15 protein-coding genes are annotated in these 18,023 nt (G+C 72.3%); 7 read left to right on the top strand and 8 right to left on the bottom strand.

All coding sequences use genetic code 11. From position 1 onward, the window contains the following. Positions 1–22: 22 nt before the first annotated feature. From hrpA to C0R66_RS04050, 4 genes are all read right to left on the bottom strand, one after another. The gene (gene hrpA / locus C0R66_RS04065; RefSeq protein WP_241901563.1) at positions 23–3,811 is read right to left on the bottom strand and encodes an ATP-dependent RNA helicase HrpA; all 3,789 of its coding nucleotides are present in this window, start codon (positions 3,809–3,811) and stop codon (positions 23–25) included. A 39-nt stretch (positions 3,812–3,850) separates the two neighbouring features. Further along, positions 3,851–4,459 carry a DJ-1/PfpI family protein gene (locus tag C0R66_RS04060; RefSeq protein WP_101523625.1) on the bottom strand — a complete coding sequence of 203 codons (609 nt, stop codon included), beginning with the start codon at positions 4,457–4,459 and terminating at the stop codon, positions 3,851–3,853. A gap of 43 nt (positions 4,460–4,502) precedes the next feature. Next, the gene (locus C0R66_RS04055; protein WP_158647887.1) at positions 4,503–4,934 is read right to left on the bottom strand and encodes a pyridoxamine 5'-phosphate oxidase family protein; all 432 of its coding nucleotides are present in this window, start codon (positions 4,932–4,934) and stop codon (positions 4,503–4,505) included. A gap of 114 nt (positions 4,935–5,048) precedes the next feature. Beyond that, entirely contained in the window at positions 5,049–7,343 is a 2,295-nt protein-coding gene (locus C0R66_RS04050; protein WP_158647886.1) for an amidase family protein, read from the bottom strand. Between the two features lie 218 nt (positions 7,344–7,561). Here C0R66_RS04050 and C0R66_RS04045 point away from each other — a divergent pair, with 218 nt between their 5' ends. Continuing rightward, positions 7,562–8,404, top strand: a complete 843-nt coding sequence (locus C0R66_RS04045) for an SDR family NAD(P)-dependent oxidoreductase (protein ID WP_101523622.1) — start codon at positions 7,562–7,564, stop codon at positions 8,402–8,404. Between the two features lies 1 nt (position 8,405). Next, positions 8,406–9,017 carry a ribonuclease FAU-1 family protein gene (locus C0R66_RS04040; protein WP_101523621.1) on the top strand — a complete coding sequence of 204 codons (612 nt, stop codon included), beginning with the start codon at positions 8,406–8,408 and terminating at the stop codon, positions 9,015–9,017. Positions 9,018–9,034: 17 nt separating this feature from the next. On the opposite strand, the gene C0R66_RS04035 is transcribed toward C0R66_RS04040, so the two are convergent. Beyond that, positions 9,035–10,369, bottom strand: coding sequence for a threonine/serine exporter family protein (locus C0R66_RS04035; RefSeq protein ID WP_241901562.1), 1,335 nt, complete (start codon positions 10,367–10,369; stop codon positions 9,035–9,037). A 46-nt stretch (positions 10,370–10,415) separates the two neighbouring features. Here C0R66_RS04035 and C0R66_RS04030 point away from each other — a divergent pair, with 46 nt between their 5' ends. Further along, positions 10,416–11,552 (top strand): glutamate--cysteine ligase, encoded by a 1,137-nt coding sequence (locus C0R66_RS04030; protein ID WP_101523620.1) that lies wholly within the window; start codon positions 10,416–10,418, stop codon positions 11,550–11,552. A 9-nt stretch (positions 11,553–11,561) separates the two neighbouring features. On the opposite strand, the gene C0R66_RS04025 is transcribed toward C0R66_RS04030, so the two are convergent. Next, positions 11,562–12,728 carry a site-specific DNA-methyltransferase gene (locus C0R66_RS04025; protein WP_240311810.1) on the bottom strand — a complete coding sequence of 389 codons (1,167 nt, stop codon included), beginning with the start codon at positions 12,726–12,728 and terminating at the stop codon, positions 11,562–11,564. 40 nt (positions 12,729–12,768) lie between these two features. Here C0R66_RS04025 and C0R66_RS04020 point away from each other — a divergent pair, with 40 nt between their 5' ends. The 3 genes from C0R66_RS04020 to C0R66_RS04010 all read left to right on the top strand — a co-directional run bounded on the left by C0R66_RS04020 (position 12,769) and on the right by C0R66_RS04010 (position 15,201). Further along, the gene (locus C0R66_RS04020) at positions 12,769–14,085 is read left to right on the top strand and encodes a phosphodiester glycosidase family protein (RefSeq protein ID WP_101523618.1); all 1,317 of its coding nucleotides are present in this window, start codon (positions 12,769–12,771) and stop codon (positions 14,083–14,085) included. 7 nt (positions 14,086–14,092) lie between these two features. After that, positions 14,093–14,659, top strand: a complete 567-nt coding sequence (locus C0R66_RS04015) for a mismatch-specific DNA-glycosylase (RefSeq protein WP_101523617.1) — start codon at positions 14,093–14,095, stop codon at positions 14,657–14,659. A 116-nt stretch (positions 14,660–14,775) separates the two neighbouring features. Then, positions 14,776–15,201: a hypothetical protein gene (locus C0R66_RS04010; RefSeq protein ID WP_158647885.1), complete on the top strand. Its 426-nt coding sequence runs from the start codon at positions 14,776–14,778 to the stop codon at positions 15,199–15,201. Here C0R66_RS04010 and C0R66_RS04005 read toward each other — a convergent pair. Further along, on the bottom strand, positions 15,185–15,808 hold the full coding sequence (locus tag C0R66_RS04005) for a hypothetical protein (protein ID WP_101526024.1): 624 nt from the start codon (positions 15,806–15,808) through the stop codon (positions 15,185–15,187). The genes C0R66_RS04010 and C0R66_RS04005 overlap by 17 nt on opposite strands. Before the next feature lie 116 nt (positions 15,809–15,924). On the opposite strand from C0R66_RS04005, the gene C0R66_RS04000 reads away from it, so the two are divergent. Continuing rightward, complete coding sequence (locus tag C0R66_RS04000; RefSeq protein WP_114424293.1) at positions 15,925–16,974, top strand: GTP pyrophosphokinase; 1,050 nt, start codon at positions 15,925–15,927, stop codon at positions 16,972–16,974. A gap of 52 nt (positions 16,975–17,026) precedes the next feature. Here C0R66_RS04000 and C0R66_RS18925 read toward each other — a convergent pair whose 3' ends face one another. Then, complete coding sequence (locus C0R66_RS18925) at positions 17,027–17,989, bottom strand: hypothetical protein (protein ID WP_199286809.1); 963 nt, start codon at positions 17,987–17,989, stop codon at positions 17,027–17,029. Positions 17,990–18,023 lie beyond the last annotated feature (34 nt).

Genomic DNA, 18,023 nt, shown 5'->3' with positions numbered 1-18,023 from the left:
GAGTACGTCCGTGCCGGGCGGCTCAGCCCAGGGCCTTGCGGATCCGCTGGTCCGAGACCGACTGCGCGGTCCCCAGCTGCTGGGCCCACAGGGAGACCCGGTACTCCTCCAGCATCCAGCGCACCCGCCACAGCGAGCGGCTCGGCGGGCAGCCCTCGGGCAGTGCCTGGACGCGGTGCAGGTAGGCGGCCTGGAGGTCGGCCACCTGGTCCATCAGCTGCCGGTCCTTGGCCACCTGGCCGGCGAGCTTCTCCCGGCGGTGCTCGATCGCGGCGAGGTAGCGCGGCACCTGGCGCAGCTGCGCCATCCCGGCCTCGCCGATGAACCCTCGGTGCACCAGGCGCTCCAGCTGGGACTTCATGTCGCTCAACGCCGGCAGCGTCTGCAGGTCCGCGCGGCCCGAGAGCGCCTTCTCGCACGCCCGCCACGACGAGAGCACGCGCAGCACGTCGGCGATCGCGGCGGGCATGGCCGGCGCCAGGTCCCGCTCCGCCTCGGCGAGCAGCTTGTCGTAGGCCTCCCGGTCCCGCACCGGGGGCCGGGCGTCGACCAGGTCGCCGAGCACCGCGGCGCGGACGTCCTCCAGCAGCTCCGCCGTCGTCGGGTACGGCGACGCGGCGAGGCCGAGCTTCTCGGCGTTGGAGAGCTGCTTCACCACCCCCGACGCGTCCGGGGTGGCCAGCAGCAGCAGCCGTCGTACGCCGAGCCGGTGCCGCGCCTCGGCCTCCTCGGCGGAGCCGAACACTCCCAGCCCGACGCTGGTCTGCTCGTCGACCAGGGCCGGGTGACCGCGCACCTCGTGCCCGGCGCGGCGCTGGGTGAAGGATTCCTCGATGGTGCCGAAGGTCCAGCTGCGCTGCCCGGTCGCGGTGACCCCGGTGTCGCTGGCGACCTCCGCCATCGCCGCGGCGAAGGTGGGCCGCAGCGGTGCCTTGAGCGCCTCCAGGTCCTTGCCGCGGGCAGCCTCCTGGCCGGACTCCCCCACCACCCGGAACGTGGGCCTCAGGTGCTCGGGCAGCTTGTCCAGCTCCCACGCCTCGCGCGGCACGTGCACGCCCGTGACCGAGCGCAGGTAGCGCTCCAGGGCGTCCAGCAGCGGCTCCTGGCCCGCCGGTACGGCGGCCAGGAAGGCCCGGGCGGTGTTCGGGGCGGGCACGAAGTTGACCCGCAGGCTCTTGGGCAGGGTGCGGATCAGGTTGACCACCAGCTCCTCGCGCAGCCCCGGCACGAGCCACGAGAAGTCGTCGGCCTGGACCTGGTTGAGGGTCGCCACCGGGACGTCGATGGTGAGCCCGTCGTCGGCGGCCCCGGGCTCGAAGTGGTAGCTGATCTCGAAGGTGAGGTGGTCCCCGTGCCACTCGGTGGGGAAGTCGGCGGCCGCGACCTCCTCGGCACTGTCGTGGACCAGCATCTCGGGGTCGAAGGTCAGCAGGTCGGGGTGCTGGTGCCGCTCCTGCTTCCACCACTGGTCGAAGTGGGCGCCGCTGACCACGTCCGCGGGGATCCGGGCGTCGTAGAAGTCGAAGAGGGTGTGCTCGTCGACCACCAGGTCGCGGCGCCGGGCACGGTGCTCCAGCTCCTCGGCCTCGGCGAGCAGCGCGAGGTTGCGGGCGTAGAAGCGGTGCCTGGTCTCCCACTCGCCGTAGACCAGGGCGTGCCGGATGAACAGCTCGCGCGAGAGCGCCGGGTCTATTCGGCCGTAATTGACGCGGCGGTCGGCCACCAGCGGTACGCCGTACAGGGTGACCTTCTCCAGCGCGGTGACCGCGGCGCGCTTCTTGGACCAGACCGGCTCGCTGTAGCTGCGCTTGACCAGGTGCGCGCCGAGGCGCTCGGCCCACTCCGGCTTGATCGCGGCGTTCTGCCGCGCCCACAGCCGCCCGGTCTCCACCAGCTCCCCGGCCATCACGTACGCCGGGTTGACGCCCTTGAGCGTGCTGCCCGGGAAGATCGCGAACCGGGAGCCGCGAGCACCGAGGTACTCCCGCATCCCGCGCCGCTCGCCCTGCTTGGCCCGCTCCCGCTCCTCCAGCACGCCGATCTGGGAGAGCAGCCCCGACAGCAGCGCCTGGTGGATGCCGTCGGCGTCGGGCACGTCGGCCGGGTGCCCCAGGTCGACCTTCATCTCCTTGCACACCTGCCGCAGCTGGGACTCGAAGTCCTGCCACTCCCGGACCCGGAGGTAGTTGAGGAACTCGCGCTTGCACATCCGGCGGAAGGCGCTGGAGGACAGCTCACGCTGCTGCTCCTTGAGGTAGCGCCACAGGTTGAGCCAGGTGAGGAAGTCCGAGGACTTGTCCTTGAACCGGGCGTGCAGCTGGTCGGCCTGGGCCTGCTTCTCCGCCGGGCGCTCGCGGGGGTCCTGCAGGCTCAGCGCCGCAGCGATCACGATCACCTCGCGCACGCAGCCCAGCCGCTCGGCCTCCAGGATCATCCGGCCCAGCCGGGGGTCGATCGGCAGCCGCGCGAGCCGGCGGCCCAGCGCGGTGAGCCGGGGGCCCCGCTCCTGCTTCTCGGCGGACCCGAGCGCACCGAGCTCCTCGAGCAGCTGGATCCCGGCGGTGATGTTGCGCTTGTCGGGCGGGTCGACGAAGGGGAAGCGGGCCAGGTCGCCCAGGCCCAGCGAGGTCATCTGCAGGATGACCGAGGCCAGGTTGGTCCGCAGGATCTCGGGGTCGGTGAACTCCGGGCGGGACTCGAAGTCCTCCTCGGAGTAGAGCCGGATCGCGATCCCCTCCGCCACCCGGCCGCAGCGGCCGGAGCGCTGGTTGGCCGAGGCCTGGCTGATCGGCTCGATGGGCAGCCGCTGCACCTTGGTGCGCGCGGAGTAGCGGGAGATCCGCGCGAACCCGGTGTCCACGACGTACCGGATGCCGGGCACGGTCAGCGAGGTCTCCGCGACGTTGGTGGCCAGCACCACCCGGCGCACCGTGGTCGGGTGGGAGGAGAAGACGCGGTGCTGCTCGGCGGCGGAGAGCCGCGAGTAGAGCGGCACCACCTCGAGCCGGTCGGATCCGAGCGACTCCAGCGCGTCGGCGGTGTCGCGGATCTCGCGCTCGCCGGGCAGGAAGACCAGGACGTCGCCGGGGCCCGCGACGGAGAGCTCGCGCACCGCGTCGAGGATCGCCTCGGTCTGGTCGCGCTGCACCGGCTCGCCCTCCTCGTCGGCCTCGGGGAGCTCGATCAGCGGGCGGTACCTCACCTCCACCGGCCAGGTGCGCCCGGAGACCTCGATCACCGGGGCGTCGTCGAAATGCGCGGAGAACCGGTCCACGTCGATGGTGGCGGAGGTGATGATCAGCTTGAGGTCCGGACGCTTGGGCAGCAGCCGCTTGAGGTAGCCGAGCAGGAAGTCGATGTTGAGGCTGCGCTCGTGTGCCTCGTCGATGATGATCGTGTCGTACTTCTTCAGCTGACGGTCGCGCTGCAGCTCGGCCAGCAGGATGCCGTCGGTCATCACCTTGACCCGGCTGGCCTGCGAGGTCCGGTCGGTGAACCGCACCTGGTAGCCGACCAGGTCCCCCAGCTCGGTGCCGAGCTCGGAGGCGATCCGCTCCGCCACGGAGCGGGCAGCGATCCGCCGGGGCTGGGTGTGCCCGATCAGGCTGCCGCGGCGACCGTCCTTGCCGGCCCGGCCGCGGCCCAGCTCCAGGCAGATCTTGGGCAGCTGGGTCGTCTTGCCGGAGCCGGTCTCGCCCGCGACGATGACGACCTGGTGGTCCCGGATCGCCTCGGCGATGTCGTCATGGCGCTGCGAGACCGGCAGCTCAGGCGGGTAGCTGATCCTCAGCGCGGGAGCGGACGTCGACATGGTGGTCCCCATTGTGCCGGGCCGTGCGCAGGGCGGGTCTCAGGCGGGGTCCTCGTGCCAGCGGTACTCCATCTGGTGGGCGGTGGCCAGCGCGAGCTCGCGGCCCGCCAGCACCTCGACCAGGTGCAGGCTCAGGTCGATGCCCGCCGAGATTCCGCCCGAGGTGAACAGGTCACCGTCGCGCACCCAGCGGCGAGCACTCTCGACCCGCAGCGCCGGCCAGCGCGCCTGCAGCGCCTGCTGGTCCTCCCAGTGAGTGGTCACCCGCTGGTCGGTCAGCACGCCGGCCTGGGCGAGCAGGAAGGCCCCGGTGCAGACCGAGGCGGTGAGCCGGGTGGGCGTGCGCGCGATCCACCCGGTGACTCCCGTGTCCTGCTCGACGACGTCCGTGACGCCGCCGGCGACCACCAGCACGTCCACCTCGGGGTCCGCGTCCAGCGTCGCGTGGGCCCGGAGCACCAGGCCGCCGCGGGCCACCACCTCGGGGGTGGCGGCGAGCAGGGAGACCTCGAAGAGGGCGGTGTCGCTGGTCCGAGTGTGCAACCGGTCGGCGACCGAGAAGACCTCGAACGGGCCGCAGCAGTCGAGGACCTCGACCTCGTCGTAGACGAGGATGCCGACGCGGACGGGGGTGGCAAGGAGCGTCACGCCGCCGATCCTCGCGCACGGCACCAGGACTCCGGCGTGAGTCTCAGAGCCGCGGCACCACCGGGTGCGGCCAGTGCTCCCCGCCCACCCGACGCCCGGTGATCTCGGCCACCACCACTCGCAGCCACAGCGGCCGGCGTCCCCCGGCCCAGGGTCCGGGGTCCTTGCCGGGCTCCTCGAAGGCGGCCGCCGCGTCGTCCAGCACCCGCTCGCAGTCGCCGTGCACGACCACGCTCCAGCCTCGGCCCTGCTCCCGGTCGAGGTGGTCGATCTCGAAGGCGACCGGGCTCTCCGGGGCGTAGGTGGCCAGCTCGGAGTACGGCGTGGTGCGCAGCTCCAGCCCGGCGTCGCTCACGACGTAGTTGACCGGGACGATCCGGGGCCCCTGCGGCGTGACGAAGGCGACGCGGCCGACGACGTCGGCGCGCAGCAGCTCATGGCACTCCTGGTCGGTCAGCTCCACGATGTCGTCCACCCAAGCATCGTGGCACGCGACGCGACCGCGCGTCAGCACCTGGGACCGGCGCGCGAAGGTCGCCCACCTGACGCCGAGGCGACAGGTGGGCGACCCTCACGGACGAGCCTCGCGCTAGCGGCGCGAGACCTTGGGAGCCGAGAAGCGCTTCACCTTCCCGTTCTCACCGACGACGGTGACCGCCTTCAGCACGGGCGTCCCGGCGTTGCGGGCGCGCACCTGGACCGGGATGTCGGCCAGCTTGAGGTCACCCGAGGCGGCCGGCGAGCTGCCCAGCTTGGTGTGCACGACGACCAGCGTCGAGCCCTCGACCCACGCCTTGGTCATACCCGAGGTCCCTGCGGTCACCTTCTTGGCCTGCGGCCGCAGCAGCTTGGTGTCGAACTTCAGCCGCAGCGTGTAGGTGTAGGCGTTGCGCACGCTGGCGCCGAACACCCGGAGTCGGGCCGTGGACCCGGCCTTGGCCTTGCGCGGCATCGCCAGCTCGAACTTCGTCGCGCCGGAGACCTTCTTGGCGGCCTTGGTCTTCACCAGGTCCGGGTAGCGCGAGGGCGCCCGGCGGTGCTTGGTCGCCTGCTCGAACGCGTAGCCGAGCTTGATCAGCTTGGCGTCGCGGTTCTTGCCGCCGAGGAAGGAGACGGTGGTGGGCAGACCCACGCCGTTGGCCGGCAGCACTCCGCCCTCGACGTAGTCCGACTGCTTGCTCCATCCCGAGGGGACCGAGACCGAGGGGTGCTGGCTCAGCGACGCCAGGGCGGCGTTGTTGTAGCCCGTGCCGCCGGGGACGCCGAAGCGAGGCACCGTCGGGTAGACGATCGCGTCGAGGTCGTTGGCGCGCAGCACCTCGTCGATGATCGCGCCGTTCTGCTTGATCTCCAGGGCGTGCTGCTGCATGTAGGCGTCGAAGTCGGGGATCCGGTTGATCCGGTCCAGGACGGTGGCGGTGATCGAGCTGAGGCCCGGCTGCGCCGTCAGCAGCGCCTTGAGCTCCGCTGCGCTGCTGGGGTACGGCGAGTCGGCCGGGACGTAGGTGCGCAGGTACTCGTCGATGTCGTGCCCGAACTCGCGGGTGCTCCCCGAGCCCGTCGAGACGAGGCGGACCTCCCCGACGTCGACCAGCGTCGCGCCCTGCTTCTTCATCACGGCCTTGGCCTCGTCGAAGATCCGCGCGACCGCGGGGTTGGTCCCCAGGTGGCCGTCCTCGCCGGTGGTGGAGACGTAGCCGATCCGCGCCCCCTTCAGCCCATCGGCATCCAGGTACGAGGCGTAGCTGGCCTTGCGCTGGGCGTCGGCGTTCGCCGTGGTGGGGTCCTCGGGGTCGGTGCCGGCGTAGAGGTCGAGCATCATCACCGAGTCCTCCAGCGTCCGGGTCAGCGGACCGCCGCGGTCCTGGTCGCCGGCCAGCGGGGCGATGCCCTCCCGGCTCACCAGGCCGAAGGACTGGTAGACGTCGGCCAGGCCCTGGTAGGCGCCGGGGACCTGGATGGAGCCCAGGGTGTCGCTGCCGAGGCCGACCATCCCCAGGTTGGCGGCGATGGCGGCGGCGGTGCCGGCGCTCGAACCGCCGGACTCCCCACCGGGCACGTAGGGGTTGGAGCTCTGCTTGAACGAGCTGAGGCCGGTGTACCCAGAGGCGAACTCCGTCAGGTTGGCCTTGGCCAGGATGATGGCTCCGGCGTCGCGGAGGCGCTCGATCATCTCGGCGTCCTTGCCGGGGGTGAACCCCTCCAGGCACTTGCAGCCGACCGTGGTGGGCACGTCACTCGTGTTGAAGTTGTCCTTCACGATCACCGGGATGCCGTGCAGCATCCCCCGGGGCCCGGACTTCTTGCGCTCCGCGTCGAGCTTGGCCGCGATCTCCAGCGCCTTGGGGTTCACCGCGATGATCGAGTTGAGCTTGGTCGCCTCGACGCCGCCGGCGGCGGCCTCGTCGTAGGCCGCGATGCGGTCCAGGTAGAGCTGCGTCAGCTCGACGGCGGTGAGGGACTTGGCCTCCATCGCTGCCTGGGCGTCGACGACGGTCGCCTCGAGGACGCGGAAGTCGCCGTCGTCGTAGATCATCTGCCGCGACAGCGCTGCCACGTCCGCGACGGTGATCGACTTGTTGCCGTCGAGGTCGGCCTTCGCGACGCGGCGCCAGGCCTTGCCGTCGCCCTTGCGCACACCCAGGGCCGCACTGACCCGCGAGAGGTCCTTCTCGTCCACCCGCTTGTCACCGGTGACGTCGCCCGAGGAGTAGCGCGGGCTGAGGTAGGTGAGGTCGCGCGACTTGCCGTCCCGGGTGGGCTGGCCCTTGCCGGCCTGCCCCGGTGCCGCGACTGCGGTGGCTGCCGCCAGGCCCGAGGTGGCGAGCACCGCGGCGACCGCGAGGGGCAGGAGCCGCCGGGTTCGCCGTCCTGATTGCTTCAAGAGTCTGCTTCCTTTCGGAGGCGAATTCGCGCCAGACGAATTCGCGGGGATCCGCTGGTCGCCACCGGGGCGGCCAGGGGGAGGTGCTACGGACGCTAGGCGGCCGATATTTCAGGCACGGGTCCTCGTGTTTCCGCGAGGTTGCCGGGGTGGGCGCCCCGCCGCACCTTCGGCGCTGTTGGCTGACCTCGTGGCCAGTCTCTGGCACAGTGCCAGCCATGAAGACTCTGGATGCCAAGGTCGTGGTCATCACCGGTGCCGCCTCGGGGATCGGGCGCGCCCTCGCCCTGGAGGCCGCGGGCCGTGGCGCGCTGCTGGCCCTCTCCGACGTCGACGAGGCCGGGCTGGCCCAGACGGGCACGCTCGCGGAGCAGGCCGGCGCGAGGGAGGTCCGCGTCGACCGGCTCGACGTCGCCGACCGCGCCGCGGTGACGGCGTACGCCGACGCGGTCGCGGAGCACTTCGGCCGGGTCAACGTGGTGGTCAACAACGCCGGCGTCGCCCTGGCCGGCGACTTCACCGAGCTGGACCCCAGCGACATGGAGTGGATCATGGGCATCAACTTCTGGGGCGTGGTCCACGGGTGCAAGGCGTTCCTGCCGCACCTCATCGCCTCCGGCGACGGGCACGTGGTCAACCTGTCCTCGCTCTTCGGGCTGGTCTCGATGCCGGGGCAGAGCATGTACTGCGCGGCTAAGTACGCCGTGCGCGGGATGTCGGAGGCGCTGCGCGAGGAGATGCTGGTCGCCCGGCACCCGGTGGGTGTCACGGTCGTGCACCCCGGTGGCATCAAGACCGCCATCGCCCGCAACGCCCGCGTCGCCGAGGGCGAGGACCAGCAGGCGACGGCCGACTTCTTCGACCGCAAGCTCGCCAAGATGTCCCCCGAGCAGGCCGCCCACGTCATCTGGTCCGGCGTGCTGGGCGGCAAGGCGCGGGTGCTGGTCGGGTCCGACGCCCATGCCCTGCACACCCTCGCCAAGCTGACCGGCTCCCGCTACCAGGACCTCGTGGCGCGGGTCAGCCGCCGGGTGATGCCCGCCAGGACCAAGGTGGTCTGAGGTGCCCGAGCGCGCCCCGCTGGCTCCCGGGGACGCCGTGCACTGCGAGATGACCAAGTGGGGCGAGCACCCGCACTGGGTCTACGACGCGCTGTGGCTGGGCTCCGACGAGCACGGCGACTGGGTCGGCGTACCGACCGGCACCCGCTTCGCCCGGCCGGGCAGGGAGCTGACCGCCGGCAGTGACCAGGTGGTGCTGGTGCCGGCTCCGTCGTACGGCGTGCGCCCGGGATGGCTGGCCACCTTCCACCAGGCCGGTGGCGCCGTGTGGGCCGGAGAGCCCTCCCCGCCCGAGCCCGTCGCGGCCGCCCCGCGGGTGGCGACGTACGTCGACATGACCACGCCCGCGCAGTGGCACGGCGCCACGCTGCGCGCCGTGGACCTCGACCTCGACGTGGTGCAGGACGTGGCGGGGACGGTGGTCGTCGACGACGAGGACGAGTTCGCCGCGCACCAGGTCGAGCTCGGCTACCCGGCGCACGTGGTGACCGCGGCGCTCCAGAGCTGCGCCTGGGTGCACGCGGCCGTGGTTGCGGCAAGCGCCCCCTTCGACGGGGCCCACCGGGCCTGGCTCGACCGACTCCGGGAGCTTCGGGCTGAGCTCCGGGGCTGAGGGGGCAGGCGGAGCGGTCAGCGCTTGGAGCGGGCCCGGAACACCCCGACCAGGCGGGGGCCGGACAGCCGCTGCTCCAGCCGCCGCGCCTCGCGCTTGACCGGCTGGGCGACGTACTCGCCGAGGATGACGCCGGAGGCGAGCGCGATCGCCACCGAGGCGGCGGTGACCATCGCCAGCAGTCCCGCCGAGGTGGAGGCACCGTTGTCGGCCGCCATCAGCGACAGACCCCGGTAGATGGAGAGCCCGGGCAGCAGCGGCACGATCGCCGGGACGACCACCACCAGGGGCGGCACCCGCACCCGCCCCGCGACGGCGTAGGCGACCAGCCCGATGGCGAACGCCGCGAAGGCGGCCGCCCAGGTCCGCCCCAGGTCGGCCTCGTCGACCACCCGGAAGATCGCCGCCGCCCCCGCCGCCACCAGGGCGATCGGGACGAGCGCCCGCTTCGGCGAGTACGAGGCGAACGCGAACGCCGCCGCGCACAACGCCGAGCCCACCATCAGCAGGCTCAGGTCCTGCCAGCCGGAGCGGCCGGGCTCCAGCTGGCCCACGTCCACCCCCATCAGGGTGCCCAGAGAGAGCCCACCGCTCACCCCGGCGATGATGCCGGAGGTGGCCAGCAGCGCCTCGATGATCCGGGCTCCGGCGGTGACGTAGAAGCCGGACAGGGCATCCTGCAGGGCGCCCATGAAGCCGATGCCGGCCAGCAGCATGATGATGTTGGCCGTCACCACCAGGGACGGATCGACGTCGAGGCCGCTGGCCGCGGCGCCCACCGCGAAGAGCGTGGCCACCACCCCGCCCGCGACCTGCATGTAGAAGTTGGGCAGCCGGCGCCGGCTCATCCGCAGCTGCACCCGGTCGATGCAGGCCGCGGCCAGGAACGCGATGGCGATCACCGCCAGGTCGCCGCCGAGGAAGAGCGCCACCGCCGCGCACATCACCCCGGTGGCGATCGTCACCGCCCACCGAGGCACCGGGTGGCCCACCGAGACGATGCTGGCCATCCGGGTGCGCGCCAGGTAGAGGTCGAGCTTGCCGTGCAGCAGGTCCCGCACGAGATGGTCGACCTGGGTCAGGTCCTCGTAGTCGATGTCGCGCTGCTTGACCTGGCGGATCATCAGCAGGCTGGGCGACGCGGGGTCGTACTGGTAGCCCATGGAGACCTGGGTGAAGGTGACGTCGATGTCGGTGGTGCGCAGCCCCAAATGGTGCGCGACCGCACCCATGGTGGCCGTCACGTCGGCGGCGCCGGCACCGTTGGCCAGCAGCATCTCGCCGATGCGCAGGCACAGGTCGAGGGTGAGGTTGAGTTCTTTCACGTCGGGCTCTGCGGACACTCGCGTCATGGTGCCACCCGCGGGGCGGGTCCGTCCGCTCCGGGCGCCACCTAGCATGGTCCGCGTGCGCATCGACTTCCACTCCTCCCCCGAACCCACGCTGGGTGTCGAGTGGGAGCTCGCCCTGGTCGACCGCACCAGCCGCGACCTGGTCAGCTCCGCCGCCGAGCTCTTCGCCGCGGCACGGCCCCGCCTGGCCGCCCCGGAGCGTCTGCACAAGGAGCTGCTTCGCAACACCGTCGAGGTGGTGACCGGGATCTGCCACTCCGTCGAGGAGGCGATGAGCCAGGTCCGCGAGACCGTCACCGGCGTCGTGGCGGCCGCCGACGAGATCGACATCGACCTCTTCGGCGCCGGCGCCCACCCCTTCGCGAGCTGGTCGGCCCAGCACATCACCGAGGGCCATCGCTACGAGGAGCTCATCAACCGCACCCAGTGGTGGGGCCGGCAGATGCTCATCTGGGGCGTGCACGTGCACGTGGGCCTGCCCGAGCAGTCCCGGGTGATGCCGGTGCTCAACGGCCTGCTCACCTCCTACCCGCACCTGCTGGCCCTCTCCGCCTCCTCACCGGTCTGGGCGGGCCAGGACACCGGCTACGCCTCCAACCGGGCACTGATGTTCCAGCAGCTGCCCACCGCGGGCCTGCCGTTCCAGTTCGAGCGGTGGGAGGAGTTCGAGTCCTTCGTCTCCGACCAGCAGGTCACCGGCGTGATCGACGGGCTCTCCGAGGTGCGGTGGGACATCCGCCCCTCCCCCCAGCTGGGCACCCTGGAGAACCGCGTCTGCGACGGCGTCTCCAACATCGACGAGCTGGCCGCGCTGACCGCGCTGATGCACTGCCTGGTGGTGGACCTCGACGCGCGGGTGGCGGCCGGCGAGACGCTGCCCACCATGCCTCCCTGGCACGTGCAGGAGAACAAGTGGCGGGCGGCCCGCTACGGCCTGGAGGCGATCATCATCCTCGACGACAAGTCCCGGGAGCGGCCCGTCACCGACGACCTGGCGGACCTGCTGGAGCGCCTGGAACCGGTCGCCAAGCGGCTGGGCTGCCAGGCCGAGCTGCGCTCGGTGGCCGACATCGTGAGCCGCGGTGCGTCCTACCAGCGCCAGCGCGCGGTGGCGAGGGAGTCCGGCGGCGACCTGGTCGCGGTGGTCGACGCGGTGGTCGAGGAGCTGCGAGCCTCGCTCTGACGGCCCGCCCTATCGCTCCTCCAGCCCTCCGCCGACCTGTTCGGCGACCGCGCGGAGCCGGACCCGGGTGATGTCGGCGACGGACGCCAGCCCGGCACGTGCCGCGTTGGAGTCCGGACGGGTGGGCTCCGCGGAGTTGATCGACAGGCAGCTCCGGGTGCCCCCGTCCTCGAGGTTGGCCAGGGCGACCGCGTGACCGGTGGTCCCGCTGCCGGCGAACGGGTCCAGCACCCGGGCGTCCATCGGCATGGTCCGCAGGATCCTGCGGACCAGCCCGGTCGGCTTGGGCGACTCGAAGACGTGGCCCACCAGTCGCTTCAGCTCCGCGACCGCGGTGTCGGTGGACCCGACCTCCTCGGCGAGCCAGATCGTGGGCAGCTTCTTACGGCGCCCGCCGGGCGGCTGCAGCCAGTCCCGCTGGAAGATGTCGACCCGCCAGCCACCCAGGCCCTTGATCCGGCGGCACACCAGGTCGTCAGGGCGCGCCTCGATGCGCGGCCGGGACCAGCGCCAGACCGCCGAGCGGCCGTCCCCGAAGACCGGGAGCACCTCGGTCGCGCCGTCGAACGGGGTGGTCGCCACCCGGCCGCCGTCGGGGTCGCCGTACACCGGGAAGTGCAGGGTGGGCGAGCTCAGCGGGTTGAACTTCTTGTTGGTGTTGCGCAGCGGCAGGTGCCGGAACCGCCGGCCGTCCTCGGCGACCTCGGGGAAGTCGTCGGCGTCGACGGTGTCGGTGGTGCTGGCGTCCAGCACGCACGACCGCGCGTCGCGGGCGTAGACGAGCAGGTACTCGTGGCTGGTCGCGAAGCCGCCGCCGAGCTGGCGGCCCTTGGGGTTGAGGTTGACCACCACCTGAGCCAGGAAGTTGTCCTCGCCGAAGATCTCGTCCATCAGGATCCGCAGCCGCGCCGCCTCGTTGTCGTCGATGCTGAGGTAGATCGCTCCGGTGAGGGCCAGCGCGTCCCGCATCGCCTCCAGCCGCGGCCGCATCATGGCCGCCCAGGCGTGGTGCCGACCGGCGCGCAGCCCGTCGGGCCGGCGGAAGGTGTCGGCGTAGGCGAAGTCGTTGCCGGTGTTGTACGGCGGATCGGTGCAGATCAGGTCGACCGAGCCCGGCTCCAGATCGCGCAGCACATCGAGGTTGTCCCCCTCGACGAACGTGTTCGTGGCGCCCACGTTCCGCAGGTTAGCCTCCTTTGGTCCTACTCTGGAGCGCATGCCTTCCTCCACGCGACTCACCCCGTCCGCCAGGAAGACCGTCACGGGGACCATCGTCGCGGTGCTGTCCGCCGGCGTCGCCCTCGCCTCGACGGCCTCGCCCACCGCTTCGGCGACACCGCCGTCCCCCGATCTCACGCCCACTGTCGAGCCGGCCGCGGAGCCCACCGCGCCCCGCCGGGCACCGGGCACCGGCACCGCGGACGCCCCCCGCCACGCCAGCGACGGGGTGGCTGGCTGGGTGGCGCGCGAGCAGCCCTCGGCACGCGTGGCCTCGATGCGGCGCAAGGAGATCGGCTGGAACATGGCCCCGGGCATCGACTACCGCTCCTGGGACCAGGTCGACGGCATCCGCAAGCCCATCCGGGCCCACCTGGTCACCGTGGACATCGTCAACCCGGCCAACAGCTTCGACCTGATCTCCACGGCCAAGGTCGCCGCGACCAGCAAGATGTCCTGGATGACCGAGAAGGCCAAGGCCGTCGCGGCGGTGAACGGCGACTTCTTCGACATCTCCGACACCGGCGCGCCGCTGGGCGTGGGCCGCAACCGCAAGTCCGGGCTGCGGCACGCCCCCGCGTCGGGCTGGAACAGCGCGTTCTGGGTCGACAAGGCCGGCCGGCCGCACGTGGGCGAGCTCCCCTGGATCGGCTCCTTCGTGAAGAAGCACCCGAAGATCAAGTTCACCAACTTCAACTCCCCCACGGTCGAGAAGCACGGCGTCGGCGTCTACACCCCGGCCTGGGGCAAGACCAAGGGCAAGTCGGTGGTCGACGGGCAGAAGAAGGTCCGCTCGGTGATCATCAAGAACGGCCGCGTGGTGTCCAACAAGTACGGCGTCACCTCGGGCAAGAAGGTCCAGGGCAAGCTGCTCATCGGCCGCGGCCGCAGCGTCAAGCTGCTCAAGGGCCTGAAGAAGGGCGAGCGGCTCAAGCTCACCTGGCGCGTCAAGGGTGCGCCCAAGATGGCCATCGGCGGCGACCGGCCCCTGGTGCTCAACGGCCAGCGCGTGGTCATCAACGACCAGCTGATGCACCCCCGCACCGCGGTCGGCATCGACGAGGACGCCAACAAGGTCCTCCTGCTGACCATCGACGGCCGGCAGGCGCACAGCCGTGGCTACACCATGGTCGAGCTGGCCAACATGATGATCGCCCTGGGCGCCGAGAACGCACTGAACCTCGACGGCGGCGGCTCCACCACCCTGGTGGGCCACACCGACGCTGGTCAGCTCTCGGTGCTGAACCTGCCCTCGGACGGCGGGGAGCGCTACGTGCCGAACGGCCTGGGCGTCTTCTCCGACCCGATCAGCTAGGCCCCAGGTGCCGCGCTTCACCAGGGCCGAGCTGGAGAGCTTCCGCGACGCCCACGTGCCCGACCTCCTCCCCGACGACGTCCGGCTCCTCTTCGTGGGCATCAACCCGGGGTTGTGGACCGCGGCCACCCAGACGCACTTCGCCCACCCGGCGAACCGCTTCTACCCCGCCCTGCTGCAGGCCGGGATCATCGCGCGGCCCGTGGACCCGGCGGCCGGCATGACGCCCGAGGACCGGGACCACCTGCGGGAGCGCGGGATCGGCATCACCAACCTGTCGCCCCGGGCCACCGCGCGGGCCGACGAGCTCAGCACCGCCGAGCTGGTCAGCGGCGGCGCCGCACTGCGCGCGCTGGTGGCCCGGGTGCGCCCGCGGGTGGTGGCGGTGGCCGGCATCACGGCGTACCGCCAGGCGTTCGGGAACCGCAAGGCGGTCCTGGGCCGCCAGGACACGGACCTCGCCGGGGCCGAGCTCTGGGTGGTGCCCAACCCGTCCGGGCTCAACGCGCACCACACGGTGGCGACGCTCGCCCAGGCGTACGCCGCTCCGGCACGCGCAGCCGGCGTCCTCTGACCGCTGGCCCCCCTGCGCCGGCTGGCGCTCGCCCGACCTGTGGACGACCGGCCCCGGCCGAGGCAGCTGTGGAGAGACGACCGGGCCGCTGGGTCGGCTGCCGCCACGCTCGGCGCATGACACCTCACACCCTCACCTCGCGGGCCGCCGTCGAGCGCGCCTGGCGCAACATGACCCACGGCAGCGGCTTCACGCGGCACTCGATCTGGCTGATGGTGATCGACGACGAGGACCGGGTGGTGCAGCCGGTGATCGAGATCGAGGACGCGGTCAGGCCGCCCGAGGCGGAGGCGCTCTCCCCCTTCACTGAGTTCCTGGCCGACCTGGCCCGGGTGGCCGACGGCCCGCCGTGCCGGATCGCGGTGCTGCGCTCGCGGCCCGGCGGCGGGGGCCCCGGTGCGGACGACCGGGGCTGGGCCGCGGCGATGGCGGCCTCCGCCCGCGCGGCGGGGGTCTGCTGCGGCCCGGTCCACTTCGCCAGCGACGACACCCTGGTGGCGTTGCCGGCCGACCTGTCCGGGCTGGTCAGCGGCCGGGGGTGACGATCGTGGTGACCACCGCCGTCACGGACGGCGTGGCGGGCGCCGAGCTGAAGCCGAACCGGCACGGCGGGTCCACCGGGGCCAGGGACCCCAGCCGGGCGCCGTCGAAGCGTCCCGAGGCGGAGGTGACGGTGCGCACGTCCGTGGCGCCGTAGAACTCCCGGCGTCCCCCGCCGGCGCTGCCGCGGGTCCGCACCCCCCGCAGCAGCGTCCGGGCGACCGGATCGGTCACCGCCGACCAGGCCGGGGCCGTGGCCACCGCAGGGGGCACCAGCCGCAGCAGGGCACCCAGCCGGGTGCGCCGACCGATGGCGATCCACAGCTCCAGGGACGGCGTCTGGACGTGCCACTGGGGACCCAGCACGGGGTCGACCTCGTCCCGCACCTGGACCGGCTCCACGCGGACCTCGTCGAAGACGTAGGTCGAGGCCACGAACGCGGAGGTGGACTCGTCGGGCGCGAGCAGCACCCGGTGCCCCTGCGCCGTCTCGACCATCACGTCGGCGAACGCGCCCAGTGGGGATGCGCGCCAGCGCCCCACCACCGCGCGCAGGCCGCTGGTGGTGCCGACGCCGGCGATGTGCCCCTCGAACCGTGCTCGTGCCATCCCCCGACGCTAGACCGCAGCCGGGCGCGGGGCCGTCCCGGTCCATTCCCGGGGATTCCGCGCCGATTTCCCTGCCCCGGCCCGCACGCCATCCGTGGACAGGGCAGGCTGTTCCCATGTCCTCGCAGTCCCACCCCCAGCAGCCGCCTCCCCTCCCGGCGCCGGCGACCCCCAGCGACGCCCCGGTGCGGGCAGCGGTGCGCAGCTATGCCGCCCTCCAGCCCAGCCTGCACGGTCCCACGGCGCTGTTCCAGCAGCTGGTGACCGACCTGCTCGACGAGGCGGGCATCAACTACCTGAGCGTCGACGGGCGCACCAAGAGCGTCGCGTCCTTCGCGGCCAAGGCCGCGCGCACGGTCGAGGACCGTCCCCTCTACGCCGACCCGATGCGCGAGATCACCGACCAGATCGGTGTCCGGGTGATCACCTACGTGCACAGCGACGTGGCCGCGGTGGCCGAGGTCTTCGAGGACCAGCTGGCCGTGCTCGACGACCGTGACATGGGGCTGGAGACGGCCAGCGAGGGCCGCTTCGGCTACGCCTCCCGTCACCTGCTGGTGGCCGTGGAGGAGCCGGCGCCGCCGTCGTACGAGGAGCTCGTCGGCATGCGCGCCTCCATCCAGGTCCGCACCGTCCTCCAGCACGCCTGGGCGGAGTTCGAGCACGACGTGCGCTACAAGGGCACCGTCCCCGAGGAGCACGCACCCGACCTGGACCGCCGGTTCACCCTCGCGGCGGGACTGCTGGAGCTCGCCGACCAGGAGTTCTCCGCGATCCGCGCGCGGCTGCAGGCCGCGGCTCCGCAGAGCCAGCCGGAGAGCGACCCCAGCGACCCTCGCATCAGCGGACAGGAGCTGGCCACGTTCCTGGCCGCGCAGTACGCCGACGCGGGCTGGTCGCACACCGACCACTACGGCTGGATCGCGGGCCTGCTGCTCGAGCTCGGTGTCACCTCACTCGACGAGCTGGCCGCCCTGCTCACCTCGGTCGACCCCGAGGCGGTGATCCGGCGCATGGGCTACAAGTACCCCGCCGGCGCGGTGCGCCGGCTCGACGACGCCCTGCTGGCCATCTTCGGCCAGCAGTACGTCGAGCTGACCGGCAACGCCCACCGGGTGCCGCTGCTCCAGGCACGCCTGGCGAAGCTGCTCTCCGAAGACGACTGACGCCAGACAGGAGCCGGCCCGGCGTCAGCTCGGGCTCAGCCCGGTCTAGGTGCTACTTGTCGGTGGCGGCTGCCCGTCCCAGCATCTCCGCCTCCTTGCGCACCGCCTTGGCGGTCGACGACTGCACCAGTGGCTCGGTGTCGGGCTGCACCATGTCGTTGGGCAGTCCCGTGGCGGGGTTGACGACCTCGTCGGCCGCCGGCATCCCGGAGGGGGTGCGCGTGGCACCGGAGGGTGCCGAGGGGCTGGGGGCCGCAGCTCTCGCAGGCCCCGGGGTCGGACCGGACGACTTCTTGGCCGCCTTCTGTGCCTTCCGTGCCGGGGCCTTCTTGGCGGGAGCCTTCTTGGCCGCCTTCTGTGCCGAATCCTGCTGTGCCGGAGCCTTCTTCGCGGCGGCCTTCTTCGAGGGGAGCTTGGCACCGGGTGCGTCCACCCCGGAGACGGGCGCGTCGGTGGTCTGCGTCGCCGGCGCGGGGGTGGAGACCTTCTCGGAATCAGGCTTGCTCTCCACCACCTTGGCCACGGCTAGCGGGGTGGCCTCGGCCACCGGGGCCGGTCGACCGGCCGCCTTCTTGGCCGGCGCAGTCTTCTTGGCAGCGGCCTTCGTGGCGGGCGCGGCCTTCTTGGCGGGCGCGACCTTCGTGGCGGGCGCCGACTTCTTGGCGGGCGCCGACTTCTTGGCAGGCGCGGCCTTCTTGATCGGCTCCGCGGTCCGGGGCGGGCGCGCCGCGGGCACCACCGGGTCGCCATGCACCTTGCGCTCGTCCTGGGCGGGCTCCGCCGGGGGCAGGTCGGGCACCGCGCGCGGCACGTCCACGGGCCAGCTGACCCGCTCGGTGGTGGGGCTGGGGCTGATCAGGGAGGCTGCCTTGGCCACCACGTCGATGACCTGACCGGCGGCTCCGACACCGAGCCCGATGGTGTCGCCGACCAGCTCGCGGGCCGTGGTCCGAGGGTGGGTCACCATGCCCACCGTGCGACGGGTGACGTGGGAGATCGCTCGACGAGGGTCCATGTTCCTGCTGGTACCCCGGGTGACGCGGATCATG

Origin of the sequence: Nocardioides houyundeii, from assembly GCF_002865585.1 — a bacterium.
GTDB classification, from domain to species: Bacteria; Actinomycetota; Actinomycetes; order Propionibacteriales; family Nocardioidaceae; genus Nocardioides; species Nocardioides houyundeii.
Note: the sequence above shows the minus strand (reverse complement) of the source record. Positions and strands in the feature narration are given on the sequence as shown.

Bases quoted from the DNA above. Each gene is read 5' to 3' on its own strand.
- C0R66_RS04010 (WP_158647885.1), top strand. From the start codon at position 14,776: ATGACACCTCACACCCTCACCTCGCGGGCCGCCGTCGAGCGCGCCTGG.
- C0R66_RS18925 (WP_199286809.1), bottom strand. From the start codon at position 17,989: ATGGACCCTCGTCGAGCGATCTCCCACGTCACCCGTCGCACGGTGGGC.
- C0R66_RS04035 (WP_241901562.1), bottom strand. From the start codon at position 10,369: ATGACGCGAGTGTCCGCAGAGCCCGACGTGAAAGAACTCAACCTCACC.
- C0R66_RS04005 (WP_101526024.1), bottom strand. From the start codon at position 15,808: ATGGCACGAGCACGGTTCGAGGGGCACATCGCCGGCGTCGGCACCACC.
- C0R66_RS04030 (WP_101523620.1), top strand. From the start codon at position 10,416: ATGGTCCGCGTGCGCATCGACTTCCACTCCTCCCCCGAACCCACGCTG.
- C0R66_RS04020 (WP_101523618.1), top strand. From the start codon at position 12,769: ATGCCTTCCTCCACGCGACTCACCCCGTCCGCCAGGAAGACCGTCACG.
- C0R66_RS04045 (WP_101523622.1), top strand. From the start codon at position 7,562: ATGAAGACTCTGGATGCCAAGGTCGTGGTCATCACCGGTGCCGCCTCG.
- hrpA (WP_241901563.1), bottom strand. From the start codon at position 3,811: ATGTCGACGTCCGCTCCCGCGCTGAGGATCAGCTACCCGCCTGAGCTG.
- C0R66_RS04000 (WP_114424293.1), top strand. From the start codon at position 15,925: ATGTCCTCGCAGTCCCACCCCCAGCAGCCGCCTCCCCTCCCGGCGCCG.